At 71.3% G+C, this 23,914-nt stretch carries 22 protein-coding genes; 9 read left to right on the top strand and 13 right to left on the bottom strand.

The features are described 5' to 3' along the window. Window positions 1-8: 8 nt before the first annotated feature. The 8 genes from mdlC to SSP08S_RS30455 all read right to left on the bottom strand — a co-directional run bounded on the left by mdlC (window position 9) and on the right by SSP08S_RS30455 (window position 9,641). Window positions 9-1,616, bottom strand: a complete 1,608-nt coding sequence (gene mdlC, locus SSP08S_RS30490; RefSeq protein ID WP_019071444.1) for a benzoylformate decarboxylase — start codon at window positions 1,614-1,616, stop codon at window positions 9-11. Next, a complete protein-coding gene (locus SSP08S_RS30485; protein ID WP_019071443.1) occupies window positions 1,613-2,500 on the bottom strand; it encodes an ABC transporter permease in 888 nt (295 codons plus the stop codon). The genes mdlC and SSP08S_RS30485 overlap by 4 nt, the downstream gene beginning before the upstream one ends. Then, window positions 2,497-3,711 carry an ABC transporter permease gene (locus SSP08S_RS59640; protein ID WP_019071442.1) on the bottom strand — a complete coding sequence of 405 codons (1,215 nt, stop codon included), beginning with the start codon at window positions 3,709-3,711 and terminating at the stop codon, window positions 2,497-2,499. The genes SSP08S_RS30485 and SSP08S_RS59640 overlap by 4 nt, the downstream gene beginning before the upstream one ends. After that, window positions 3,708-4,682, bottom strand: a complete 975-nt coding sequence (locus SSP08S_RS30475) for an ABC transporter substrate-binding protein (RefSeq protein ID WP_245607983.1) — start codon at window positions 4,680-4,682, stop codon at window positions 3,708-3,710. The genes SSP08S_RS59640 and SSP08S_RS30475 overlap by 4 nt, the downstream gene beginning before the upstream one ends. A gap of 57 nt (window positions 4,683-4,739) precedes the next feature. After that, window positions 4,740-5,600, bottom strand: a complete 861-nt coding sequence (locus tag SSP08S_RS30470; RefSeq protein WP_019071440.1) for an LLM class flavin-dependent oxidoreductase — start codon at window positions 5,598-5,600, stop codon at window positions 4,740-4,742. 76 nt (window positions 5,601-5,676) lie between these two features. Then, window positions 5,677-6,849 carry a damage-control phosphatase ARMT1 family protein gene (locus SSP08S_RS30465; protein WP_019071439.1) on the bottom strand — a complete coding sequence of 391 codons (1,173 nt, stop codon included), beginning with the start codon at window positions 6,847-6,849 and terminating at the stop codon, window positions 5,677-5,679. Between the two features lie 22 nt (window positions 6,850-6,871). Beyond that, window positions 6,872-7,519: a ScbR family autoregulator-binding transcription factor gene (locus tag SSP08S_RS30460; protein WP_019071438.1), complete on the bottom strand. Its 648-nt coding sequence runs from the start codon at window positions 7,517-7,519 to the stop codon at window positions 6,872-6,874. 307 nt (window positions 7,520-7,826) lie between these two features. Continuing rightward, complete coding sequence (locus SSP08S_RS30455; protein WP_019071437.1) at window positions 7,827-9,641, bottom strand: S8 family peptidase; 1,815 nt, start codon at window positions 9,639-9,641, stop codon at window positions 7,827-7,829. Between the two features lie 367 nt (window positions 9,642-10,008). Here SSP08S_RS30455 and SSP08S_RS30450 point away from each other — a divergent pair, with 367 nt between their 5' ends. Then, window positions 10,009-10,953, top strand: a complete 945-nt coding sequence (locus SSP08S_RS30450) for a lytic polysaccharide monooxygenase auxiliary activity family 9 protein (protein ID WP_019071436.1) — start codon at window positions 10,009-10,011, stop codon at window positions 10,951-10,953. Between the two features lie 38 nt (window positions 10,954-10,991). Here the strand turns inward: SSP08S_RS30450 and SSP08S_RS30445 are convergent, their stop codons facing one another. Next, complete coding sequence (locus SSP08S_RS30445; RefSeq protein ID WP_019071435.1) at window positions 10,992-11,645, bottom strand: hypothetical protein; 654 nt, start codon at window positions 11,643-11,645, stop codon at window positions 10,992-10,994. A 698-nt stretch (window positions 11,646-12,343) separates the two neighbouring features. Here SSP08S_RS30445 and SSP08S_RS30440 point away from each other — a divergent pair. Together SSP08S_RS30440 and SSP08S_RS30435 are read left to right on the top strand one after the other, a co-directional pair. Then, window positions 12,344-13,027 carry a DUF6230 family protein gene (locus SSP08S_RS30440; protein ID WP_019071434.1) on the top strand — a complete coding sequence of 228 codons (684 nt, stop codon included), beginning with the start codon at window positions 12,344-12,346 and terminating at the stop codon, window positions 13,025-13,027. Next, the gene (locus SSP08S_RS30435) at window positions 13,027-13,470 is read left to right on the top strand and encodes a DUF6114 domain-containing protein (protein ID WP_019071433.1); all 444 of its coding nucleotides are present in this window, start codon (window positions 13,027-13,029) and stop codon (window positions 13,468-13,470) included. The genes SSP08S_RS30440 and SSP08S_RS30435 overlap by 1 nt, the downstream gene beginning before the upstream one ends. A 69-nt stretch (window positions 13,471-13,539) precedes the next feature. Here SSP08S_RS30435 and tatA read toward each other — a convergent pair whose 3' ends face one another. The 3 genes from tatA to SSP08S_RS30420 are packed head-to-tail and all read right to left on the bottom strand — an operon-like array spanning window position 13,540 to window position 16,667. Further along, window positions 13,540-13,800, bottom strand: coding sequence for a Sec-independent protein translocase subunit TatA (gene tatA, locus SSP08S_RS30430; protein WP_019071432.1), 261 nt, complete (start codon window positions 13,798-13,800; stop codon window positions 13,540-13,542). A 31-nt stretch (window positions 13,801-13,831) separates the two neighbouring features. Continuing rightward, entirely contained in the window at window positions 13,832-16,324 is a 2,493-nt protein-coding gene (locus tag SSP08S_RS30425; protein ID WP_019071431.1) for an HAD-IC family P-type ATPase, read from the bottom strand. Further along, window positions 16,314-16,667, bottom strand: coding sequence for an ArsR/SmtB family transcription factor (locus SSP08S_RS30420; protein ID WP_019071430.1), 354 nt, complete (start codon window positions 16,665-16,667; stop codon window positions 16,314-16,316). Before SSP08S_RS30420 ends, SSP08S_RS30425 begins: the two co-directional genes overlap by 11 nt. Before the next feature lie 141 nt (window positions 16,668-16,808). Between SSP08S_RS30420 and SSP08S_RS30415 the strand changes: the two genes are divergently transcribed. The 6 genes from SSP08S_RS30415 (at window position 16,809) to SSP08S_RS30390 (ending at window position 22,384) form a co-directional block, all read left to right on the top strand. Further along, window positions 16,809-17,264 (top strand): tellurite resistance TerB family protein, encoded by a 456-nt coding sequence (locus SSP08S_RS30415; protein WP_019071429.1) that lies wholly within the window; start codon window positions 16,809-16,811, stop codon window positions 17,262-17,264. Window positions 17,265-17,553: 289 nt separating this feature from the next. After that, window positions 17,554-18,573, top strand: a complete 1,020-nt coding sequence (locus SSP08S_RS30410) for a substrate-binding domain-containing protein (RefSeq protein WP_026178964.1) — start codon at window positions 17,554-17,556, stop codon at window positions 18,571-18,573. A gap of 39 nt (window positions 18,574-18,612) precedes the next feature. Then, a complete protein-coding gene (locus SSP08S_RS30405) occupies window positions 18,613-20,976 on the top strand; it encodes a sensor histidine kinase (protein WP_019071427.1) in 2,364 nt (787 codons plus the stop codon). A gap of 11 nt (window positions 20,977-20,987) precedes the next feature. Further along, complete coding sequence (locus SSP08S_RS30400; RefSeq protein WP_019071426.1) at window positions 20,988-21,419, top strand: roadblock/LC7 domain-containing protein; 432 nt, start codon at window positions 20,988-20,990, stop codon at window positions 21,417-21,419. 1 nt (window position 21,420) lies between these two features. After that, the gene (locus SSP08S_RS30395; protein WP_019071425.1) at window positions 21,421-21,780 is read left to right on the top strand and encodes a DUF742 domain-containing protein; all 360 of its coding nucleotides are present in this window, start codon (window positions 21,421-21,423) and stop codon (window positions 21,778-21,780) included. Continuing rightward, window positions 21,767-22,384 (top strand): GTP-binding protein, encoded by a 618-nt coding sequence (locus SSP08S_RS30390; protein WP_019071424.1) that lies wholly within the window; start codon window positions 21,767-21,769, stop codon window positions 22,382-22,384. Before SSP08S_RS30395 ends, SSP08S_RS30390 begins: the two co-directional genes overlap by 14 nt. Here SSP08S_RS30390 and SSP08S_RS30385 read toward each other — a convergent pair. Continuing rightward, window positions 22,365-23,909, bottom strand: a complete 1,545-nt coding sequence (locus SSP08S_RS30385) for a M81 family metallopeptidase (protein ID WP_051106011.1) — start codon at window positions 23,907-23,909, stop codon at window positions 22,365-22,367. The genes SSP08S_RS30390 and SSP08S_RS30385 overlap by 20 nt on opposite strands. Window positions 23,910-23,914: the final 5 nt, after the last annotated feature.

The following is a 23,914-nucleotide window of genomic DNA, read 5'->3' as shown; positions in this document are numbered from 1 at the left end:
GGGGTCGGTCACCTGGCCCAGGGTTCGGTGTAGAGCGCGCCCTCGCCCGCGGCGACCCGGAGGTGCAGCAGGTGCGGGCCGTCCTCGTCGGGCAAGTGGAGGGTGCGGTCCAGGACTTCGGGGAGTACGGCGGGGTCGTCGACGTAGGTGGCAGGGCAGCCGAAGGACTCGGCCAGCGACACGAAGTCGACGCCGCCGATGTCCGTGCCGGGGACCGGGGTGATGCCGATGCGGCGGCCCAGGGCGCGGACGGCCGCGTAGCCGCCGTTGTCGAGGACGAGGTAGGTGACGGGCGCCCGGTGTCGGGCCGCGGTCCACAGGGCCTGCACCGAGTAGAGCGCGGAGCCGTCGCCGAGCACGCAGACCAGTCGGCGCCGGTCGGCGAGCGCGCGGCCGACCGCGAGCGGCAGGCCCCAGCCGAGGGCCCCGCTGCCCGTGGTGAGGAAGCCGCCCGAGTTGTCGACGGGCACGCGCGCGTGGAGGGCGTCCCGGTGGCTGGGGGCCTCCTCGACGAGGACGCGCTCGCGGGGCAGCCGGATGCGGAGGTGGTCGAGGACCAGTTCGGCGGTGAGGCCGGTGCCGGGCTCCGGGGGCGCGGGTGCCGGGCGGGGCGGGGGCGGTTCGCGGTCCGACTGCCGTAGCAGCGCGGTGAGTTGGGCGAGGGCGGGTTTGAGGGTGGTGACGATGCTGGTGCCGGTGGGCAGCCAGGCCGCCTGTGCGGGGTCGCAGTCCAGGTGGTGGAGTTCGGTGCCGGGGTGCAGGAGCGGGCCGCCGTCGTCGAAGTGGTAGGTGAACACGGGCGCGCCAAGGGCCACGACGACGTCGTACGGCCGTAGCCGCGCGGCCAGTTGGCCTGCCACCGGTGGCAGGAAGCCCTGGAAGAGGGGGTGCGACTCGGGGAAGCCGGAGCGGCCGGAGAGGGGGCTGATCCAGACGCCCGCGCGGGTGCGTTCCGCCAGGGCACGGACCTCGGGGAGGGCGTCCTCGTCGTCGACGCCGGGGCCGACGACCAGGGCGGGGCGGGCACAGGCGTCCAGCCGGTCCGCGAGGGCGGTCAGGGTGTGCGGGGCGGCGGTGAAGCCGGTGTGCACGGTGCGCGGTACGACGGGGACGGCGGGCTGGTCCCAGTCGTCCTCGGGGACGGAGACGAACACCGGTCCGCGCGGGGGTGTCATCGCGACGCGGTGGGCCTCCGCGAGTACGGCGGGCACGTCGGCGGCGCGTTCCGGCTGGTGGGCGAACTTGACGTAGGGGCGCGGGAATTCGGCCGGGCGGTCGGCGCCGAGGAACGGGCGCAGCTGGAGCAGGGAGCGCGCCTGCTGGCCCGCCAGGATCACCAGCGGGACACGGTCGCGGTGGGCGTTGAAGACGGCGCCGAGCGCGTGGCCGACGCCGCCGGCCGAGTGCAGGCTGACGAACGCGGCGCGGCGGGTGCCCAGCGCGTGGCCCGCGGCCATGGCGACGGCGGTGGACTCCTGGAGGCCGAGGACGTAGGTGAAGTCGTCGGGCCAGTCGCGGAACATGCGCAGTTCGGTGGAGCCCGGGTTGCCGAAGACCGTGGTCATGCCGGTGTCGCGGAGGAACTGGACGACGGCGTCCAGGACGGTGCCCTTCATGTGGTCCTTCCCTTGCGGCTTCCTTCGTGGGTCCGGGTCCGACTGCCGGTGAGCCGCTTCTCGACCGCCAGCAGGCCGGTGTTGAGCAGGTACCCCAGGGCGCCGAGCAGGACCAGCACCGCCCATACGGTCAGCAGGTCGGAGCGCGACTGGGCGTCGGTGAGCGCGAAGCCGATGCCGTTCGCGGTGCCCGGCAGCAGTTCGGAGAAGACCATGAGGATGAGGCAGAGCGAGAGGCTGAGCCGCAGGCCCGCGAAGATGCGGGGCAGCGCGGAGGGGAGCAGCAGGAACCAGAGGCGTTCGACCGCGGTCAGCCGCAGTACGGCGGCCACGTCGAGCCGGAGCGGGTCGGTGTCGCGCGCGCCCTCCGCGGTGTTGATCAGCACCGGCCAGACGGCGCTGAACACGATCGACGCGAGCTGCATCGGCGTACCGAAGTCGAACACGACGACGAACACCGGCACGAGCGTGGGCGGCGGCACGGCCCGCGCGAACTGGAGCACCGGATCGCAGAGGGCGTAGGCCCGGGGCGACCGCCCGACCAGCATGCCGAGACCGACCCCGGCGACCGCGGCGAGCACGAACCCCGCGGACATCCGCCCGAGGCTCGGCAGGATGGTGTCGACGGCGGGCGGGGTGAGGAACACGTGTCCGACCGGCCCCGAGAACCACAGGTCGTAGGCGTGGCGCGCAATACGCGCGGGCGTCGGGAAGTAGACACTGCCGTGCGCCCTGGCCGCCAACTGCCAGGCGCACAGGGCGAGTACGAGAACCAGCAGGCGCGGGAGGGCACGGCGCGCGGTGCCGCCGACCAGGTGAGCGGTTCGGCTCGCGGCGCCATGGTCGGCGGGGCGACGGGACTCGGAGGCCGGCGCCCGGCTCACGGCGACGCCCCGCTGTCGGCGGCCTCGTCGCCGCGTTCCGGCGGACGCCCAGCAGCACCGTCCGGCGGAACCGGCCCGGGGTCAACCGGTCCGAAGTCCGACAGCCCACCCCGAGGCCTCACCGCACACCCGTTCGACACCCCGCCGTGGGCCGCCTCGTCGCCGCGTTCCGGCGGACGCCCAGCAGCACCGTCCGGCGGAACCGGCCCGAGTTCGTCCTGTCCGGAGCCGGCCGGCCCGGGTTCGTCCCGTCCGGAGCCGGTCGGCCCGCCCTGGGTCCCCGCAGCGGACCCGGTCGGCGCCGCCCCGCCGGAATCACCTTGCCGCGCGGCGACGCGATCGTCCCGCCGTGCGCCGCCCCGGCCGAACCCCCTCCGCGCCCCGGGGTCGCCCGGAGCGCCCGCGCCCGCCGCACGCGACTTCCCGCGCGCCGCCCCCACCGCTCCCCGAACCCCCGCCCTCCAGGGAAACGCCCTCCGCTCCCCCCACACCAGCACTCCATTGATCACCAGCCCCAGCACCCCCGCCCACACCACTCCCGCCAAGACGTCCCGTGTGCCGTCCGTGGCCAGTTGGGCCTGGGCGATGAAGATGCCGAGGCCCTGGCCGAAGCCGGAGAGGAGTTCGGTGGCGGTGGCGAGGACGAGGGCCGTGGCGGCCGAGATGCGGAGGCCGACGGCGATGAAGGGGGCCGTGGCGGGGAGTTCGACGCGCAGGAGGATCGACAGGCGGCCGAAGCCGAAGGTGCGCAGGGTGTCCTTGGCGAGGGGGTCGGTCTCGCCCAGGCCGTAGACGGTGCTGAAGAGGATGGGCCAGATCGACGCGTAGGCGATCAGCGCGACCTCGGTCTCGGTGCCGGAGCCGAGGAGGAGCGAGACGAGGGGGATGAGGGCGACGGACGGGAGCGGGCGGAGGAATTCGATCACCGCGCGTACCGCGTCGTCGACCACCGGCACGCTGCCCAGCAGCAGACCGAGTGGAATCGCGATGGCGCAGGCGATGCCCAGGCCGAGTGCCCAGGCGCGGAGGGTGACCGACACGTCGTCCAGGAAGGTGCGGTCGCCCGCCAACTCGACTGCGCGGGCCAGGACTTCGGACGCGGGTGGGAGGTAGCTGCGTCGTACGAGGCCCGCTCTGCCGACCGCCTCGCAGGCGCCGAGGGCCAGGAGGACGCCGAGGGCGCCCAGGGTGAGTTCCTGGCGGCGGTTCACTTGACGAGGAGCGTGGCCGGGTCGATCGGTTTCTTCAACAGCCCCTGTTTCCGCATGAGTTCGGTGAGCCGGCGTAGTTGGGCGGCATCGGTGGCGGCCGGGTAGGCGGGCAGATTGATGGTCTTGGCCTGGTCCGCGGTCACCTTGGTGTACTTGGGGAGTTCGGCGCGTACGAGCGAAGGGTCCTCTGCCGCGAGCTTCGAGGCGGCCTCGATCGCGCGCTTGAACGCCGCCGCGGCCTCGGCGTGCTTCTCGGCGAAGGCGCGGGTGGTGACGTAGCCGCTGATCGGCAGGGACCGGACGGGCGCGGACCCGCCGTCGAGCAGCACCCGTGCCTTCAACTCGCCCTGGATCGCGCTGTCGAAGGGCTCGACCGCGTGGACGGCGTCGACCTGGCCCTTCTGCAGGGCGGGGCCCATCTGCGGGAAGGCGATCTGGCGGTAGGTGGGGTGTCCGGCGCCCTGCTGGTCCAGGATCGCGTCGAGGGTGAGCGACTGGATGTTGTTGAGGATGTTGACGGCGACCGTCCTGCCCTCGAGGTCGGCGGGGGTCTTGATGGGCGAGTCCTTCGGGACCAGGACGTCCATCATGTGCGGTGCCGTGCGGACGCCCTCGGCGAGGATGCGGAGGTCGAGGGTGCCCTTCTCGTCGGCCTGGAGGAAGGTGACGTAGTTCGCGCTCGCGATCACGTCGACCTGGCCCTTGGACAGGGCGGGCAGGGCCTGGATGCTCTGCTGGACGGGCTGGATGGTGACGTCCAGCCCTTCTTTCACGAACAGTCCGCGGTCCCGCGCGATGTAGAGCGCCGCCGCGTCGGTCAGCGGCAACGCGGCCACCCGGATCTTCTGCTTCCCGTCGCCCGCGGAGCCGGAGTCCCCACCGTCCCCGCAGGCGACGAGCACGAGTGCCAGCGCGATCGCGCCCGCCGCCAACCTTCCTGTTCCCACTTGTAATGGACGCGAAGTCGTCATGCGAGCAAGAAATACCAGCGTTTTGGCATGATCACCACATGCAGGTCGGACAAACCTTCACGCTTTGGAAAAATGCGAAACGAGTTCCCCGCCGACCCACGCGAGCGCGTCCGGCAGCGCCTCCGTGGCAACCGGTAGCCACAGCGACGCGGAGACCAGCCCGGCGTCGGCCAGCCGCCCCAGCTCCTCCCGTACGCTCTCCGCGCTCGCGTCGGCTCCGCCCAGCGGGCGACCCGGCACCTTCACCGCAGGGGTGAAACCGGGCGGCACGAGGAACAGGCCTGCCGTCAGAGCCAGTTCACCGGGATCACGGCCCACCTCGGCGCCGAGCGCGTCGAGCCGCGCCCGTACCTCCGTGAGCCCTTCCGCGTCGACCCCGGAGCCGTGCCAGGCGTCGCCGAACCGCAGGGCCCGGCGCAGTGCCGCGTCGCTCTGCCCGCCGATCCAGACGCCGGGTCCGCCCTCGGTACGGGGCAGCACCCCGAGCCGCGCGGAGCCCTCGCCGCGCCACAACTGCCGTACGACGGCGAGCTGTTCGTCGGTCCGGCGGCCCCGGCCCGCGAACGGGACGCCGACGGCCGCGTACTCCTCGGTGTCCCAGCCGGTGCCGACGCCGAGGGTGAAACGACCGCCGGAGAGACGGTCGAGGGTGGCGGTCTGGTGGGCCAGGATCAGCGGGTTGTACAGCGGCGGCACGAGCACGCTGGTGACCAGCCCGATCCGCCGTGTCGCCCCGGCCACGGCCGACAGCAGGATCAGCGGGTCCGGGGTCACGCCCGTCGGGCCGGCCACCGCGTGGCCGCTCGCGAAGACGTGGTCGAGCCCCAATTCCTCGGCCTGGACAGCGACTTGAAGAACCGCGTCCACCTCCTCGTCCCGGTCGGGCCACAGGCGGTGCGGTGCCACTCCGATACGCATCTCGGTCGTACTCCCCTCGTGCGACAAGAACGTCAGTAATGACCCAACAGCACGACGGGCGCCGGGGACACCCCGTTCACGCCCGCACCTGGATCAGCGCATGGGTGCCACCCGTTCGCCAGCGCTGCCCCTCCGCCGCGACCAACGCCGCCTCCGTGTCGGCGTCGAGGCCGGTGATCACATCGGACTTGAGGGTGCGCAGGGCGGCGACCGGGCCTGGGAAGTAGGCGGTGACGTCCGCGAAGGGTGTGGTCGGGGACCAGCGGCAATCGCCCACCAGACGGCGGTAGTTGAGGTCGCCCTTCACGATCGTCAGGGTGGCCGCGGCGAACTCGGCGCGGAGGTCGGCGGGCATCTCGGCGTACGGCAGCGGGGCGCAGGAGAAGGGGTGGGCGCGCACGGTGAGGCGGCCGTCCGCCATGGCCGACCAGAGGCGGTGGCCGTACGTCGCCGCCGCGCCCGGCGCCCCGGTCAGCCGGTGCAGGGCGTCGACCACGTCGGCGGTGGTGGCGTCGGAGACGTAGTACGGGTGGGGCTTGATGTGCAGGACCGCCCGTTCGACGCGCCCCTCGTCGAGGAGGTGGGCGATCAGCAGCAGGTCGGGGATGAGTTCGCGGCCCGCGTTGTCGGCGACGAGGCACAGGGTGCCGGAGAGGAGCGGCCACAACCGGTCGCTGTCGTCGGCGACCAGGGCCGGGACGGGAGCCTGCGCGGCCGACTCCGCTCCGGCGGCGGAGAGCCGGAAGCCGAGGTCCGCGCGGTTGCCCCAGAGGGAGCCGTGCAGCAGCGCCCGCCCACGCTCCTCCGGCGACTTGCCCTCCAGCGCGTCGAGAGCGGCGAGTTCCTCGTCCGTCTCGGGTGCGTCGAGTTCGGCGCGTTTGAAGGGGCGGAACGGGTCGATGCCCTGCCAGGCGCCAGGGCCGAAGTAGCCGACGGCGCCCAGGAGTTGGCGGTAGAAGTAGCTCTCGGACCAGAGCCAGGGGACGTCGTACCAGGACTGTCCGGCGTACTCGTCGGTGCCCCAGGCGGCCCACTGGGCATGGTCGGGGGCGTCGGCGGCGAGGGGTTCGACAGCGCCCTCGGTGCAGTTCTTCAGCAGGGCGTCGAGGGCGCGGTGCTGTGCGGGGCCGTAGGGGAAGGCGTCGCGTACCTGACGGATGATCGCGGGGTGCCGTTCGGCCAGCACGCTGTGGGGGAACGAGCCGGGCTCGTTGCCGAGGATCACGGGCGCGGCGGGGGTTTCGGGCATGCGGCTCACCGTACCGGGCGGGTCAGCCGGCGCCGATCTCCCGCTCCAGTCGCGCGGCGAGGCTGAGATAGCGGGCGCGGCGCGGTACGGGGACCACGCCGCGGATCACCAGGTGCCACATCTCGGCGGTTCTGCGGGGCTGGAGGGCAACCGGTTCCAGGGCGCGCCCGATGACGCGGATGCCGACGAAGAGTCCGATGAGGGTGCGGGCGACGGCGTCCACGTCGATGTCGGGGTGCGCGTCGGCCTCCGCGACCGCGCCGGCGAGTTTGCGGGCGGCGATGTCGAGCCACTCCGTGAAGGGGTGCGGCATCGGGGGCCGTACCTCGATCTCCCCTGCGGCGAGCCGGAGTCCGGCCCGTGGGATGGGGCCCTCGACGGCCAGCCGGGTCATGCCGAAAGTGACACGTATCAGTGTCTCCAGTGAGGAGTAGCCCCGGCTGTCCATGTCCCTGGTCATCTGACGCGAGGCCTTGGCCTGCATCTCCAGGATGGTGTGGGCGAGGTCTTCCTTCGCCGCGAAGTGGAAGTACAGGGCGCCCTTGGTGACTTGGGCATGGTCGACGATGTCGCTGAGGCTGGTGGACTCATAGCCCTGCCGGTCGAACAGCTCGGCGGCGGCCGTGATGATCGTTGTGCGGGTCTGTTCGGCCCGTAGCTGCCTCGCCATCGACAGAAACACTCCCGTGAAGGAAAAAACAACGGCCCATGCCGTTTTTTCTTACCCCCTGTACACAGTAGCTCACCGTCCGACGGCTTCGACCTCGCCCCCGAAGACCACCAAGTCCCCTCACGTTCCCATCACTTGCGTCTCTCTGTCACCCCCACCCCGACTCTTGACCACTTTCGGTATCCCTGGCACGTGTCAGCGACCGTTCTCGGCCATACGGACGACCGGCCGCCCCAGGGAGGCGCCCATGAGGGCGCATCTCCCGTTACGGGTCGGCCGGTCGGTTTCTGTGTGCGGCCTGTGGGGATCAGAAGGTGAGCTTCCAGCTGTTGAGGGTTCCGGTGTCCTGGGCGGCGGTGTCCTGGACGCGCAGTTTCCAGGTCCCGTTCGCCGCCTCACTGGAGGCGTCCACCGTGTAGGTGGCCTTGACGTCGTCGGCGGAGTCCGAGGTGCTCGCGGACTTCAGACGGTACGTCGAACCGTCCGGCGCGACCAGGTCCAGGACGAGGTCGCCGCGGTAGGTGTGGGTGATGTCGACGCCGACCTGGAGGGCCGAAGGCGCGTTGCCGCTGCGGCCGTTGACGGCGATCGGGGACTCGACGGCCGAGCCCGCGTCGGGGATCGCGACGGCGGTGGTGCTGGAGAAGGTGGTCCCCGTCGTCGTACCGCCGTTGCCGCTCACGGCCTGGACGGTCTTGGCCGCGTCGGCGAGTCCCGCGCCGCAGCCGCCCGAGCAACTGCCGGGCAGCGCACGGGCGTTGGTCTTGATGGCCGACTCGATCTGGGCCGGGGTGAGCGAGGAGTTCGCCGACTTCATGAGCGCGACCAGGCCCGCGATGTGCGGGGTGGCCATGCTGGTGCCCTGGTAGTAGGCGTACGACTCGGTGGACGGCGTCTTGGTGCCGGAGTTCAGCGTGGAGTAGATGCCGTTGGCGGTGCCGGTGCTGGTCTGGCCGCCGGGGGCCGAAATGTCCACGCCCGTACCGTAGTTGGAGTAGGACGCCTTGGCACCGGCGCGGTTGGTGGCGGCGACCGAGATGACGTTCGCGCAGTTGCCCGGCGAGTGGTTCGCCACGTTGTCGTTGTCGTTGCCCGCCGCCACGACGACCGTCGTACCGCGGTTCACGGCGGCGGTGATCGCGCTCTGGGTGGCCGAGGTGCAGGCGCCGTCGCCGCCCAGGCTCATGTTGATGACCTTGGCGATGTTGCCGTTGGCGGGGACGCCGGAGACGGTACCGCCGGAGGCCCAGGTGATGGCGTCGATGATGTCGGAGTCGTAGCCGCCGCACTTGCCGAGGACGCGCAGCGGGGAGATCTTCGCACCGTAGGCGATGCCCGCGATGCCCTTGCCGTTGTTGGTGACCGCGGCGATGGTGCCGGCCACATGGGTGCCGTGCCAGGAGGAGTTGCTCGCCCCGATGCCCGTACCGCACTCGTTGGCGGCGTAGTAGTCGCCGGGGTCGGCCGGGTTGCTGTCGCGGCCGTCGCCGTCGACCGAGACGGCGGTGTCGGTGATGAAGTCGTAGCCGGCGACGATGTTCGCGGCGAGGTCGGAGTGGGTGACGTAGCCGGTGTCGATGACGGCCACGGTGACCCCGCTGCCGGTCGAAGTCGGCCATGCGGCAGGGACGTTCATGCCTGCGGCGGCCTCGAACAGGTCCCACTGCTTGCCGTACTCGGTGTCGTTCGGGTCGGCCTGCGGGGTGTTCAGCCGGTCCGGCACGACGTAGGAGACCTGCGGGTCGGACTTGAACTCGGCGATGACGTCGGCGACTTCGGTGGTGCTACGCGCGTCACCCAGACCGACGAGGGCGGCGCCGGTGCCGAGGCGACGCTGGAAGTCGACGTCCTCGCCGGCCTCCTTGCCCTTGGCGGTGGCGTCGGCCTCGGCGGCCCGGTTCGAACTCGCCTCCGCGGCACCGGACTTGTAGCCGACGATGAGGCGCTGGGCGAGGGCGCCCGGGGCGGCCTCGGTCTGGCCGGGCAGGGCCGGTGCGGCGGCCTGGGTGGGGGGTTCCTGGGCGACGGCGGCCGAGGTGGCCACCGTGGCGAGGAGGGCCGCGGAGACCGCGGCGACGGATATCAGGGTCCGTCCGGTGGGGAATGCCGTGGGAGTGCGCAAGGGCTTGCCTTTCGTGGCCGGACTCCGAGCAGCGCGGAGCGGCGGTCGATTCGCTTCGTCGTCGAAGCGGCGTGGGGTCGAACCAGAGAGCGCCGGGCACGGGAGCCGCCTCACCAGGGGTTGCCTGTGGGTCAGCTGTGGCCAAACGATAGGCAAAGAGAAGGTCATACGGATACGGGGGAAACCCTCGGTCCGGCCGGAAACCGCCCTCGACATCGACCGGTTGACCGATCTGCCCCGGTTCACGGCGACGGGGGCGGACCGAGCGCGTGGGCGGGAGGGTCGTAGGGGCGGGCTGAACGCGTGGGGTCCCGGGGCCGTATGACACGGACAGACCGTTCCCGCCCCGGCCGAGGAGACGTTCCGGATGTCCCTGATGACCGCACATCGCACCGCCATGGCGGGCGCCGCCATGGCCCCGCTGCTGCTCACCGTCTGGGCGGCGGGTCCGGCGCAGGCGCACGGGGCGCCGACGTATCCGGTCAGCCGGGTGTACGCCTGCTCGCCGGACGGCGGCAGCGCGGCCGGGACGGCGGCCTGCAAGGCGGCCGTGGCGGCGAACGGACAGCCCTTCACGTTCTGGGACAACATCCGGGTCCCGAACGTCAACGGGCGGGACCGGCAGCTGATCCCCGACGGGAAGCTGTGCAGCGGTGGGCTGTCCGACTACAAGGGGCTCGACCTCGCGCGCAGCGACTTTCCGTCGACGCGGCTGACGCCGGGGGCGAAACTGACGATGACGTACGCGTCGACGATCGCGCACACCGGCACGTTCAAGCTGTATCTGACGAAGGCCGGTTACGACCCGTCGAAGCCGCTCACCTGGTCCGAGCTGCCGACGCAGCCGTTCGCCGAGGTGAAGGACCCGCCGCTGACGGGGGGCGCGTACCGCATCAGGGCGACGCTGCCGACGGGCCGGACGGGGCGCCAGCTGATCTACACCATCTGGCAGAACAGCAGCACCGAGGACACGTACTACTCGTGCTCGGACGTGGTGTTCCCCGGGGGCGCCACCCCTTCGTCGAAGTCCACGACGGGGACGGCCGGTTCGAAGGGCGGGACGGCGAGTCCGTCGTCGTCCGCGGCCAAGTCCCCTGCCGCCGCGAGCACTTCGGCCAAGGCCCCGGCATCCGCCGCGGCGCAGAATGCCTCCCCCGCCGAGGAGAGCACCGCGCCGGGCAGCAGTCCGGTGGCGGCCGACACCGACGCCTCGTCGGGCGGCCCGTCAGCGCCCATGGTGGCGGGCGGCGCCGCCGCGGTGCTGGTGCTCACCGGGGGCGCCGCCCTGTTCCTGCGACTGCGCCGACGCTGAACTCGGCGCGTACAGGCCCTACTTGCTCCTTCTGATCCTTAGTTGGTGTAGACCGCCGCGCCGTTGTCCGTCACCGGGGCGTACTTCGCGGTGAAGTAGCCCGCGCTGAAGCACAGGGACGAGCCGGAGGTCTTGGTGAAGGCCTGGTTGGTGAAGTTGATGCTGGTGTCGGTGTTGCTCGCCGTGCCGCTCAGGCTGGGCGCCTGGTAGACACAGGTGATGCTGCCCAGCAGGGTGGTCAGCTTGACCGTGGTCTGGATGGTGGAGCCGCTGGCCGGGGTGACGGTCAGGGTGCCGTCCGAGGCGGCCGCGGTGGTGTACGGCAGGTTGTCGACCGTGATGCTGGAGACGCCGAGGACACCGAGGACGTTGCTGGTGCAGCTGCTGCTGTCGAAGCTCTGCCCGGAGACGGACTCGGTGGCGGTGCCCGGCGCGGTCGGGTTGGCGGTGACGGTCGCCGTGAACTGCGAGGTGGTGCACTTGATGCCGCTGGTGCCGGTCGCGCTGGAGTACAGGGTGGCGCTGGTGCCGGTGGCCAGGGGCGCGGTCAGCACATCGCCGACGGCGACGGCCGTACCGTCGAGGCTGCCGGTGGTGAGCACCGGAGTGTCGGCCGCGGACGCCGGGACGGTGAAGGGGAGGGTGAGCGCGGCGACGGAGCCGACGAGGGTGAGGACGGTGCGAGTGCGCATGCGGGTGTACCTCTTCTTCCGAAGTGGAACCAGGGGGTTCTTTGGGGGGTGGGGGAACTGGGGGTTTCCGAGGGTGGGTGAACTGAGGCTCGGGGCGCGTGAGTTCGCCGTTGCCGGCCCGTGACGCCTTCTCCGTACGTGACGGGCCGGCAACGGCGGCCGGCCGGTGACCGGCCGGAGGCCCACGGGGGTTGAAGGCTTCCGGCCGGGCCGGGCGGTGGGGCGGACGGCACGGGCCAGGGGGGAAGCGGCCGTGCCGGGCCGCGGGGGTTCGGACTCTGCGGGCGTGAAGTGCCCTTGTGGAAAGGGAAGTCCGGGAACGCGGCTCCTGCCACGTGCCGGATCCGGCGCCACGGATCCGGCAAACAAGGGAGAGTTGTAGACCTGAGTGTCCGTCAACGTCAAGACGTACAAGTCAAGTTGGTGTCTTGATCGGTGTGCGGTCCGGGACTCCACGAGATCGCAGAGAGGCCTTGCCTCACAGGTGGCACATCATCAACACTCTTTTTCCACAACTCCCTTGACCCTCGAATGTAACCCCCGGTAACTTCCTCGACGGCTACTGCTGCGTAACCTGAAAGCCCTTGCACCCGCCGGGAGTTGTGAGGACGGCTGCGCCGCACTCGCTGTCCGCGCCAGGACAACGCGCCACATTGGATACCGATCCGCGTTGACTAGAGCAGCACATGGGAGCAGACATGGCTTCACCCTCGGACGCCAACTCGTCCGCAGGCAACACCCCCGAGAACCCGGAAACCGGTTCCGCACCTGAGACCGCCGAGGTTCCCGAAAGACGCGGTCAGGTCCGACTGCGCCGCGCCGCGGTGATGGCGGTGCCGGCCACCCTGGCCGCCGCCGCACTCGGGATCCTCACCGCCCAGGGCGCCCTGGGGGTGCAGTTCTCCATCTCGGGCATGCCGTTCACGGTCACCGCCAAGTCGCTCGACGGCACCGGCTTCGAGCAGTTCGGCGACCTCGACAACATGATCCCGAACAGCCCGAACGCGGGTGACACCGGCGGGCAGGTGCTGGTCATGACCTCCGCCATCAAGAGCGCCACGCTCGACAGCCTCTGCCAGAGCGTCGACCTCGGCGGCATCAACCTGCTCATCAAGGCGGGCAGCGGCTCCACGAAGGTGACGGCGAGCGACCTCACCACGGACTCGACGGAACTGTCGGGCGACGCCTCCTTCGGCAACATCGAGATCGGCAACGACGCCAGCACGCTCACCAAGGCCGGTGTGCAGGGCAAGAAGGGCGTCTTCAGCCAGCAGTCCGACACCGTGCACATCGACAACCTGCGGCAGACCAACTACGCCACCACGGCGGGTGTGTTCAAGCTGCCGGGTCTCAAGCTCAGCTTCAGCGACTCGGGTTGCTGATGTCCGACAACCTGTCACGGCAGGGGATGCGGCCCGCCTTCCGACGTTGGCGGGCCGGTCGTCCGTTCTGGGGCGGGCTGCTGCTCGCCCTGGGCGGGGCGGAGATCCTGCTCACGGAGAAGGTGTCGCTGAAGGTCGCGATGCACATCGGGATGCAGGGCATGACCGGCTATCTGCTCCCCGTGCTGATGCTGCTGCTGGGCCTGCTGATCCTCTTCAGCCCCAGCCAGCGGCTCTTCTACTCGATCGTCGGGGTCCTGTGCACGCTGGGCTCCTGGCTGACCTCGAACCTCGGCGGGTTCTTCATCGGGCTGCTGCTGGGAGTCGTCGGCAGCTGCCTCACGTTCGGCTGGCTGCCGGACCAGGAGCCGCGGTCGGAGCGCCGGCGCCGCAAGCGCGAGGCGAAGTCGGCCACGAAGACGGAACTCCAGCACCAGGCCTGACCGTCAGGGCCCTGTAGGCGTCACGCCCCGGCAACCGCCGGGGCTCGACGCATGCCCTCCCGTCGGCCGTCAGTGCGCGGTGGCGGGCGGTTCGGTGACAGTGGGAGTGGTCGTCGGGGCCTCGGTGGAGGTGTGCACGGCGGTCGGCTCCACGGGGACCGACTGCGCCACGTTGCTCTCCTCCTTCATGGCCTTCGCCTCGCTCTTGAGGATGCGCATCGACTTGCCCAGCCCGCGCGCGGCCTCGGGAAGCTTCTTCGAGCCGAAAAGCAGGATGACGACGATCGCCACGACCAGCAGGTGCCATGGTTCCAGTCCGTTGCGGAGCATGACCGCGCCCTCTCTTCCCTGACAACAGTTGCTATGTTGCGCAACTGTACAACCCACGAGTGGATCGCAGACCCCTCAGGGCCAGGGCGTACAGACCGAGCACGGCCGCGAGCAGCAGGTAGTAGGGAAGCGCGAGCCCCGTCATGCCGAGCGCCGCGCCCAGCGGAGTCGGCGGCAGCAGCAGTCCTACGGCGGCCAGTGCGGCCGCGGCCCGCCCGACCGGCCCCGGTCCGCCGCCCTCCGCGAGGTTCCGGCCGGTGCGCAGGAGCAGCATCACCAGGGCCTGGGTGAGCAGGTTCTCGGTGAACCAGGCCGAGTGGAACAGCACCTCGTCGTCCACCGCGTCGGGGCCGCGGAGCGCGAGCGCGAGCACGGCGAAGGTGGCGAGGTCGGCGACCGCGTTGAGCATCCCGAACCCGGTGATGAACCGCAGGAACGCCCGGGGCCGCAGCTCGGTCGGCCGGCGCAGCGCGGCGGTCGGCGGCCGGTCGTGGGCGAAGGCCAGTTGGGCCGCGTCGAAGCAGAGGTTCTGGGCGAGCACCTGGGCCGGGAGCATCGGCAGGAAGGGCAGCAGCAGACCGGCGGCGAGCATCGCGATGACGTTGCCGAGGTTCGAGGAGAACGTCACCCGCAGATACGAGGCGATGTTGGCGCTGCTGTGCCGGCCGGCCGTGACCGCGTGCCGGATCGCGGTGAGGTCCTTCCCGGCGAGCACCACGTCGGCGGCCTCGCGGGCCACGTCGACGGCGGTCCGCGGTGCGATCCCGACGTCCGCGGCGCGCAGCGCGGGCACGTCGTTGAGGCCGTCGCCGAGGAAGCCGACGGTGTGCCCGGCCGCGCGGAGGGCGGCGACCGCGCGGGCCTTGTCCTGAGGGGTGCAGCGGGCCGAGACCCGCACCTGTCCGGGGTCCAGTCCCAGTTCCCGGCACACGCGGGCCGCCGTAGCGGGATGGTCGCCGGTGAGGATCCGCACGCCGATGCCCAGCCCGGCCAGGGCGCGCAGGGCCTCCGGCGCGGCCGGGTCGACGGCGTCGTGGAAGGTGACAAGGCCCCGGAAGGTCAGGCCCCGTTCGTCGGCGGGGGTGTACGCGCGCGTGCGGGCCGGGAGTTCGGCGGTGGCGACCGCGAGCAGCCGCAGCCCGGACTCGGCCTCGCGGGTGGCGAGGGCAAGCAGCCGGTCCCGCTCGCCGGGCTCCAGCAGACACCGTTCCACGACGTCCTCGACCGCGCCCTTGACGATGAGGGTGTGGGTTCCGAGGGCCTCACCGCGCACCACCGCCGAGGCGAGCCTGCGCACCGGGTCGAAGGGCACGGCCGCGATCCCGTCGTACTCCTCCCCCACCGGCCCGGCCGCGGCCAGCAGTGCCTCGTCGAGGGCGTCCGGGACTGGCGCGTCGGCGAGTTGGAGGGTCCACCAGGCGGCTGTGGCGGCCCGGTCGAGGACATCGGGGTCGTCGTGGCCGTCGGGTCCGAGGGCGCGTTCCACGACCGGGCGGTCCTGGGTGAGGGTGCCGGTCTTGTCGAGGCAGAGGACGTCCACGGCGCCCAGGTCGTGCAGGGCGGGCAGCCGTCTGACGACGACGCCGTGCGTACGGGCGAGCAGCGCGGCCCCGCGCGCGAGGCAGGTCGTCACGATCACCGGGAGCATCTCGGGCGTCAGCCCGACCGCGACCGCGACGGCGAACGGCAGCGTCTCCAGGCCCCGGCCGCGCAGGGCCGCGTTGGCCATCAGGACCAGCGGGGGCGTCAGCAGCATGAACCGGATCAGCACCCAGGAGACGCCGTGCACGGACCGGTCGAAGGCGCTCGCCTCGCGCCGCACCGGCCCGCCGTGCGCGGCGGCGAACCGGGTCCGCGCGCCCGTCTCCAGGACGACCGCCGTGGCACTGCCCGAGACGACACCGCTGCCCTGGAAACACAGGTGCGGCTGGGCGAAGGGCCCGTCGTCGGCCGCTTCGGGCAGTTCTACGGCGGCCTTGGCGACCGGCGCGGACTCGCCGGTCAGCGCGGCCTGGTGGACGGTCAGCCCGCTCGCGCGCAGGAGTCGTAGATCCGCCGGGACGAGGTCGCCGGGGCCGAGCCTGACCACGTCGCCCGGGACCAGTTCGGCGACCGGTGTCTCCCGGGCCCGCACCGGCGCACCGACCTCCGCGCGGCGCAGTACGCAGGCGGTCGAGCCGACCAGCTCGCGCAGGTCGTGCAGGGAGCGGTCGGCCCGGTGCTCGCCGCCGGCCCGCAGCACACAGCTCACCGCGACGAGCGCGAGGATCACGGCGGCGGTGCCCCAGGAGGCGACGAGCGCGGAGACCAGGCCGAGGCAGAGCAGGACGGCGGTGAAGGGGTCGCGCAGACTGCGCAGGAACAGGCGGTACCAGGGTGTCGTACGGCGTTCCGGGAGGGTGTTCTCGCCGGTCGCCGCGAGCCGGGCGGCGGCCTCCGCTTCGGTCAGTCCGCGCGGGCCGGTGTCGAGGTGCCGCAGCGCCTGGAGCGGGGTGTGCCGGTGGGCGGCGGCGTCAGAGGCCACGGAGTCGGGGGGCGGGCACGTCGCGGTCGGCGCGGTCGGTGAGGCGGGCGACCGCGAGCCGGACCACGTCGACCACGTCCGGGTCGTCGACGAAGTACACCTGGCGGCGGCCCTCACGGCGGGAGCGGACCAGGCCGGCGAGTTTCAGTTTCGTCAGGTGCTGGCTGACGGCGGGCAGCGCGCCGCCGACCCGCTCGGCGAGCCCGGTGACATCGCTCTCGCCCTGGGCCAGCGCCCACACGATGTGCAGCCGCGCGGGCGAGGCCAGGAGTCCGAAAGCGGCGGCGGCGCCCGCGAGCACGTCGGCGGACGGGTCCTCGAAGCCGCGGCCGGCTGTCTGCACCGTCGTCGCCTCCGTCCTCGCCGTTGCTTTCGTACGAACCGCCCCAGTCTAGGGGCCCGGAACTTCTCCCCGGTCCGGGGAGTTTCCACGGTGCTGCAGCCACGGATTTGTATACGCACTACTACTACGCATGGAGTTCGCATGGCCCTGTGGGACCGTTTCAAGGAGTCCGCGTCGACGATGCAGACCCAGCTCGTGGCGAAGAAGAACGACCTGAAGAGCGGGGCGTTCCGCGACGCGAGCATGGCGATGTGCGCGCTCGTGGCCGCCGCCGACGGCACCGTCGACCCCTCGGAGCGGCAGCGCGTCGCCCAGCTCATCGCGAGCAACGAGGTGCTGCAGAACTTCGACGCGATGGACCTCCAGCGCCGTTTCGACGCCAACCTGGACAAGCTGACGGCCGACTTCGCCTTCGGCAAGGTCAGCGTGTTGCAGGAGATCGCCAAGGCGAAGAAGAAGCCCGCCGAGGCACGTGCCGTGATCCAGATCGGCATCGTGATCGGCGGCGCGGACGGCGACTTCGACAAGACCGAGCAGGCCGTGGTCCGCGAGGCCTGCTTCACCCTGGACCTGCCCCCGCACGAGTTCGACCTCTGACCTGCCCTCGCCCCTCGCTCGGAACAGCGAAGTCCCCCACGGACAGCCCGAGTTGTTGATGTAACCGACCGTCTCTCCGTACGTAACCTCCCCAACCCCCTTACGACGTCGAGATGATCACAATGCGGCAGCAACAACTCACTGCGGGTCGCTGCTCACTTGACTACCAGCGGTCACACACGATTGGCTCCGGCCCAGCGGGAGTAACCCGGTCGGCGCACCTCATACGGCTCCGGGCGCACTCTCCCCGTCCCCGAGCTCGGCCGCACAGCGAGGTGCCGCACCCCCCATGACCACTCCTCCCTCACCTCACGCCCCCTCCCGTCGCATACGCGGCACGGTGCTGACCGGCGCCGTCGCCGTCTGTCTGCTGCTCGCCGGCTGCTCCGGAACCGGCGGTTCCGGGTCCGGCTCGGGCACGGACGCGGCCGGTGCCGGGAGCACCGGCCGCCTCAAGATCGCCATGGTCACCCACGCGAGCAAGGGCGACGCCTTCTGGGTGCTGGTGAAGAAGGGCGCCGAGGCCGCCGCCGCCAAGGACGGCGTCGCGCTGACGTACACGAGCGACCCGGACGCCACCGGGCAGGCCGAGCTGGTGCGGGACGCGATCCGGGACGGGGTCGACGGCATCGCGCTGACGCTCGCCAAGCCGGACGCGATGAAGGCGCCGATCGCCCAGGCCAAGTCCTCGGACATCCCCGTGGTCGGCCTCAACTCCGGTATCGACTCCTGGCAGTCGGACGGTGTCCTGGAGTTCTTCGGGCAGGACGAGAGCGTCGCGGGCCGCGCCGTCGGCGAGAAACTGGACGCCCTCCGGGCCAAGCACGCCCTGTGCGTGATCCACGAGCGGGGCAATGTCGCCCTGGAGGCGCGCTGCGCGGGCGTGAAGAAGACATTCACCGGCGAGACCGACATGCTCTATGTGGACGGCACCGACATGAACGCCGTGTCCGCGGGTGTCACGGACCGGCTCAAGCAGGACCCCAGCATCGACGAAGTGGTCATGCTGGGCGCCGATTTCGCACTGTCCGCGGTCAAGTCCGTGAAGGCGGCGGGCAGCAAGGCCAAGGTCGCGACCTTCGACCTCAACCAGGACCTGGTCAAGGCCGTGCAGAGCGGGGACGTACAGTTCGCGGTCGATCAACAACCGTATCTGCAGGGCTATCTGGCCGTGGACTCGTTGTGGCTGTACAAGACCAACGGCAACATCAGTGGCGGCGGGGTGGCTCCCGTGCTCACCGGCCCGGCGTTCGTGACGAAGACGAACGTCGGCGCGGTCGCGAGGTTCGCGGCCAACGGAACGCGCTGACCGGACACTTCGTACGAGGATGTAGCGAGGACGACCACGATGTCTCCACGGACAGGTGCCCGGCGCCGCGTCGGTTCCATACGTCTTTCACTGATCCTGCTCGCCCTGGTCCCCAGCGTCACGCTGGCCGCCATGTGGGGTCTGACGACGACCCAGATGTTCACGGAGGGGCTACGGCTGCGCTCGCAGACGGAGTTGAGCAGGTCGACCGGCGCCATGGGCACCGAGGCCGCGCTCGCGCTCCAGAAGGAGCGCAGTCTCTCGGCGGCGTGGATGGCGGATCCGCACGGCTCGCAGGCCGCGCTCAAGGCCCAGCGCGCGGCGACGGACAAAGTGGTGGCCCAACTCGTGGGCCAGTCCGACGCGATCAAGAAGGCGCCCACCCGCATCAGGGACCAGATGTACTCGGTCGTCGCGTCGGTGGACAGCCTGGAGTACTACCGCAGCCAGGTGGACAAGCCCACCGACATCACCGCCCAGCAGGCGCTGGACCAGTACACCTCGATCATCGACGACCAGATCCAGGCGTTCCAGCAGCTGTCCCAGGTCGACGACGGCGACCTCACCTCGCAGGCGGAGCCGCTGGTCGCGCTGGAGCACGGCGCGGAGCTGGTCTCCCAGGAGGACGCGCAGCTGACGCTGGCCTGGCACTCCGGGTATCTGGACAACGAGTCGTGGGAGCAGTTCGCCGAGCTGGTGCACGCCCGGCGCTGGCTGGTCGAGGACCAGATCGCCACCGGGTTCCAGGGCGCCACCAAGACGCGGATCGAGCACATTCTGCAGAGCGTCGAGTGGAGCACCCTGGAGTCCACGGAGGACGCGGTGCTCAGGGCCGGTACGGCGGGCAAGGCGGATCCGGACGACGGCTCGGCCGGCCGGATCGTCCTGCCCGCCGAGCAGAAGCAGTGGAACGCGGCCCTGACCCAAGTCGCCGCCGAGTACGAGGTGTTGATCCGGCAGCAGACGGCCGCACTCCTGGACCGCAGCTCCGACAAGGCGCACAACCTGCTCGTCACCGCCGCCTCGCTGAGCGCGGGCGGACTCGGCGCCCTGCTGCTGTGCGTCGTCATGTCCTGGCGGATCACCCGCTCCCTGTCCCGGCGGCTGCGCGGCCTGAAGATGGCCACGCTGAGCCTCGCCGAGGACCGGCTCCCGGACGTGGTCGCCCGGTTGAACCGCGGCGAGAAGATCGACGTGGAGTCGGCGACCCCGCCGCTGGACTACGGCGGCGACGAACTCGGCCAGGTGGCACAGGCGTTCAACACCGCGCAGCGCACCGCCGTGCACACCGCGGTCGAACTCGCCGACACCCGGCGGGGGTTCCAGAAGGTCATCCTCGGCATCGCCCGGCAGAGCCAGAACCTGGTCAACCTCCAGCTCACCAAGCTCGACCAGCTGGAGCGCCGGCACGACGACCCCGAGGTCCTGCGCGGCCTGTACGAACTGGACTCCACGGCAAGCCAGTTGCGCCGCTACGAGGAGAACCTCGTCGTCATCAGCGGTGAGCAGCCGCGCCGCAGCTGGACCGAGCCGGTCGCACTGATCGACATCCTGCGCAGCGCCGTCGGTGAGGTCGCCGAGTACCAGCGGGTGGAGGTGCACACCGAGGAGGAGGTGTGTCTCGCGCCGCCCGCGGTCGCCGACGTGATCCACCTGCTGGCCGAGCTGATCGACAACGCGACGGTGTACTCCCCCGCGCCCAGCCCGGTCGGTGTGCGGGCCGCGATGGTCGCCAAGGGTCTGGTGATCGAGGTCGAGGACCGCGGGCTCGGCATGTCGGAGGAGGACTACGCCTCGCTCAACGAACAGCTCGCGGTGGCCCCGCAGTTCGATGTCGTCGCCCTCGCCGACGACCTGCGGCTGGGCATGTTCGTGATCGCCCGGCTCGCCGTCCGGCACGGCATCGCGGTGACGCTGCGCTCCTCGCCGTACGGCGGCACGACCGCGATCGTGCTGATCCCGCACGAGATCGTCGTACCCGAGCCCTTGGACGAGCCGGCGCCGGTCGCCGCGAAGGCCGCCGACGAGGCCGTCACGGTGGAGCGGGTCGCCGCCGCGGCAGAGAAGGCGGCCGAGACACCGGGCCCCGCGCCCAGGGCGCTGCCCGCCATTCCCCCGGCGCGGTCCGCCGAGCCGCCTATGACCGCCGATCTGGACGGGCTCGCCCCGTTGCCACGGCGGGTGCCGCAGACCAGTCTGGCCAGTGAGTTGCGGGAGGAGGCCGGACCGGCCGAGGAGGACGGAGAACTGGAAGACTTCACCGCGGAACGTGCGGCTTCCTCGCTGGCCGGGTTCCAGCGCGGCACGTTCCAGGCGCGAGACTCCGTCGACGACGACGCGCCGTCGCAGTACGACCGGGAGGAAGCAGCCGCCTCCTCGAACCCACCCGCCGATCGCTCATGAAGGACTCCGCCATGACACGTCCCGTGCCCGCCACGCACACCCAACTCGACCAGTTGCTCACCGGACTCGTGGACCGGGTGGCCGAGGTGAACCAGGCCGTCGTGCTGTCCGAGGACGGCCTCGTCGTCAGCAAGTCCACCGGGTTCCTGCGCGACGACGCCGAGCGGCTCGCGGCCACCGCGTCCGGGCTGATGAGCCTCAGCAAGGGGGTCAGCATGGACTTCCGCGGCGGTCCGGTGCGCCAGGCGCTGATCGAGATGGCGAACAGCTATCTGATCCTCACCTCGGCGGGCCCCGGCGCCCACCTGGTCGTGCTGACCGGTCCGGGCGCGGACGTCGGGGTCGTGGCCTACCAGATGAACATGCTGGTGAAGAAGATAGGCGAGCATCTCAGCGCCGCGCCGAGGGCCAACGTCGGCCCCGCGGCCGGCTCCGGCGAGTGAGGTGAGCGGTGGCGACGCGGCGGGACGGCTGGTACGACCGTTCACGCTGACCGGTGGCAGAACCCGGCCCAGCCGCGCCGATTTCACCCTCATCACCACGGTCACCGCGGTCGACCCGGCACCCGCGCGGGCGCCCCGGCCGCAGCCGGAGCAGTCCCGCATCCTGCGGCTGTGCGCGGAGCCGCTGGCGGTGGCGGAGGTCGCGGCCCTTGTCGACCTTCCGGTGAGCGTGGTAGTGATCATGCTCTGCGACCTGCTGGAGGCGGGCCTGATCACGGCCCGTCCGCCGCACCCTGTCTCCCGTACCAGCCCGGACATGGACCTGCTGCAGAAAGTGAGGGAGGGCCTTGGCCGGCTCTGACACCATCGCTCCGGCACCCGCGCCGCCCGAGACGGTCAAGATCCTGATCGCGGGGGGCTTCGGCGTCGGCAAGACCACCATGGTCGGTTCGGTGAGCGAGATCGCCCCGCTGCGCACCGAGGAACCACTCACCTCGGCGAGCCTCGCCGTCGACGACCTCGACGGCATCGAGGAGAAACGGGCCACCACCGTGGCCCTGGACTTCGGCCGCATCACCATAGGCCAGGACCTGGTGCTCTATCTGTTCGGCACCCCCGGCCAGCAGCGCTTCTGGTTCATGTGGAACGACCTGGCGCTCGGCGCCCTCGGCGCGGTGGTCCTGATCGACGTGCGCCGCCCGAAGTCCAGCTTCGCGGCCGTCGACTTCTTCGAGCGCCGGGGCATCCCGTTCGTGGTGGGCGTGAACGGCTTCTACGGCGAGCACCCGTACCCGGCGGAGGCGGTTCGCGACGCGCTGGCCCTCCCGGAGCACGTCCGGGTGCTGCTGTGCGACGCCCGCGAGCGCGACTCGTGCCGGAACGTACTGATCGCGCTGCTGGACCAGTTGATCGAGGCGGCCATCGAGGACGGCGGGGGCGGCAGGCTCATTCGTCCGCCCCGCTGAGCGGTTCGTCCGAGGAGGCGATGATCCGGGCCGTGAGGTCCGGCTCCGCCATGTCCCGGTCGAAGGGGAACATCGGCCGCCGGATGCGGTGATGCCCGAGCCGGACCAGGTCCTGGTCGACCCCGCCCGGGGTGAGGGCCATCTTCCAGTCGGCGGCCATGGCGAACAGCTCGGGTTCGAGATAGCCGATCTTCACGAGCACGAGATCGGCCGCGCGCGGCGCCAACTCCAGGTCGGTGAAGTCGTGTTCGTGGTGGTACGGCTTCCGCAGCCGGGTCAGGATCACGTGCACGCTGCCGACCCGCAGCACCACTTCGGTCTCGGCGTCCCGGTCGCCGTGGCGGACGGAGTGCACGACACCGGTGAGGGTCAGCGGGGGCGCGTGACGGTCGTCGACCTCCGCGCCGGCCGTGACGGTCACGGTGGCGCCGACGCCGGCTTTGACGGCCGTGTCCACGGCGGCCGGTCCGGGCAGTGAGGCGTAGATGACCGTAGGGCCGTCGTCGCTCTTGAACTCCGGGCGCTCCAGGACCTGTTGGAGGCCCCAGGTGACGTCGCCCGCGCCGCCGGCGGTCGGGTTGTCGCCGGTGTCGCTGATGAAGTACGGGCGGGCGGTGGAGGCGAGGGCCTCGTCCAGGCACTCGGTCAGGGTGCCGGTGGGCGCGACGAATGCGAAGTCGTGCCGGGCCTCCCAGAAGTTGCGCGCCAACTGTTCGGCTCCGGCGGCGACTTGGGGCGCGGACTGGCCGGTGACGGCCACCGCGGCGCGGTTGCGGGGCTCGTCGGCCCAGGCGTAGCCGACCCAGATCGCCGCGTCCGTGATGCCCTCCTTCGCTTCTACGTCCTCTACGGCCGCGTAGACGCTCTTCGCGGGTTCGATACGGGTGGAGGTCTGCTCGCCCGCGAGGAGTACGGGGACCGGGATCCAGGCCTTGACCGGGCGGGGCGCGCCGCTCTTCAGGAGGTCGACCAGGTTGCGGGCGGCGCGTTCCTTGGTGTCCATGGCGTCCTCGTGCGGGGCCATGCGGTAGCAGGTGATCAGGTCGGTGGCGTGGACCAGTTCGCGGGAGACGTTGCCGTGGAGGTCCATCGAGGTCGATACGAGGGTGTCCGGGCCGATGGTTTCCCGTATGCGGGTGAGGAGTTGGGCCTCGGCGTCCTCCATGCCCTCGACCGTCATCGCGCCGTGGATGTCGTACCAGAGGCCGTCCAGGGGGCCCAACTCCCGGAGTCTGGCGATGAGTTCGTCGGAGAGAACGGTGAAGGCGGTGGACGTCACCGTGCCGCCGGGGAGGGCCTTGCCTACGAGGGCGCCTTGCCAGTCCGCGGCTTCCCTGAGCGGGGTGCCGGGGGCGAGGAAGGGGTAGCGGGTGAGGACTTCGGGGCCGCGTTGGGGGTGGAAGGCGGGGGCTTCTGTGCGGGCCGGGGAGAACGTTGAGGATTCGATTCCTAGGCCTGCGATGGCGATGACGGGACGAGAAGAAGGCAATGGGGGCTCCAGGTTGTGTGTCGGGTGCGGGTGCATGGGGG

The sequence above is a fragment of the Streptomyces hokutonensis genome, assembly GCF_000376565.1.
GTDB classification, from domain to species: domain Bacteria; phylum Actinomycetota; class Actinomycetes; order Streptomycetales; family Streptomycetaceae; genus Streptomyces; species Streptomyces hokutonensis.
This window is presented reverse-complemented; position numbering and strand designations above follow the sequence as displayed.

What these genes read in the sequence shown, in the direction of transcription:
- SSP08S_RS30445 (WP_019071435.1), bottom strand. Translation starts at nt 11,645, where the DNA reads ATGCGCACTCGCACCGTCCTCACCCTCGTCGGCTCCGTCGCCGCGCTC.
- mdlC (WP_019071444.1), bottom strand. Translation starts at nt 1,616, where the DNA reads ATGAAGGGCACCGTCCTGGACGCCGTCGTCCAGTTCCTCCGCGACACC.
- SSP08S_RS30405 (WP_019071427.1), top strand. Translation starts at nt 18,613, where the DNA reads ATGTCTCCACGGACAGGTGCCCGGCGCCGCGTCGGTTCCATACGTCTT.
- SSP08S_RS30385 (WP_051106011.1), bottom strand. Translation starts at nt 23,909, where the DNA reads ATGCACCCGCACCCGACACACAACCTGGAGCCCCCATTGCCTTCTTCT.
- SSP08S_RS30450 (WP_019071436.1), top strand. Translation starts at nt 10,009, where the DNA reads ATGTCCCTGATGACCGCACATCGCACCGCCATGGCGGGCGCCGCCATG.
- SSP08S_RS30460 (WP_019071438.1), bottom strand. Translation starts at nt 7,519, where the DNA reads ATGGCGAGGCAGCTACGGGCCGAACAGACCCGCACAACGATCATCACG.
- SSP08S_RS30440 (WP_019071434.1), top strand. Translation starts at nt 12,344, where the DNA reads ATGGCTTCACCCTCGGACGCCAACTCGTCCGCAGGCAACACCCCCGAG.
- tatA (WP_019071432.1), bottom strand. Translation starts at nt 13,800, where the DNA reads ATGCTCCGCAACGGACTGGAACCATGGCACCTGCTGGTCGTGGCGATC.
- SSP08S_RS30415 (WP_019071429.1), top strand. Translation starts at nt 16,809, where the DNA reads ATGGCCCTGTGGGACCGTTTCAAGGAGTCCGCGTCGACGATGCAGACC.
- SSP08S_RS30410 (WP_026178964.1), top strand. Translation starts at nt 17,554, where the DNA reads ATGACCACTCCTCCCTCACCTCACGCCCCCTCCCGTCGCATACGCGGC.
- SSP08S_RS30465 (WP_019071439.1), bottom strand. Translation starts at nt 6,849, where the DNA reads ATGCCCGAAACCCCCGCCGCGCCCGTGATCCTCGGCAACGAGCCCGGC.
- SSP08S_RS30435 (WP_019071433.1), top strand. Translation starts at nt 13,027, where the DNA reads ATGTCCGACAACCTGTCACGGCAGGGGATGCGGCCCGCCTTCCGACGT.
- SSP08S_RS30400 (WP_019071426.1), top strand. Translation starts at nt 20,988, where the DNA reads ATGACACGTCCCGTGCCCGCCACGCACACCCAACTCGACCAGTTGCTC.
- SSP08S_RS30475 (WP_245607983.1), bottom strand. Translation starts at nt 4,682, where the DNA reads ATGACGACTTCGCGTCCATTACAAGTGGGAACAGGAAGGTTGGCGGCG.
- SSP08S_RS30470 (WP_019071440.1), bottom strand. Translation starts at nt 5,600, where the DNA reads ATGCGTATCGGAGTGGCACCGCACCGCCTGTGGCCCGACCGGGACGAG.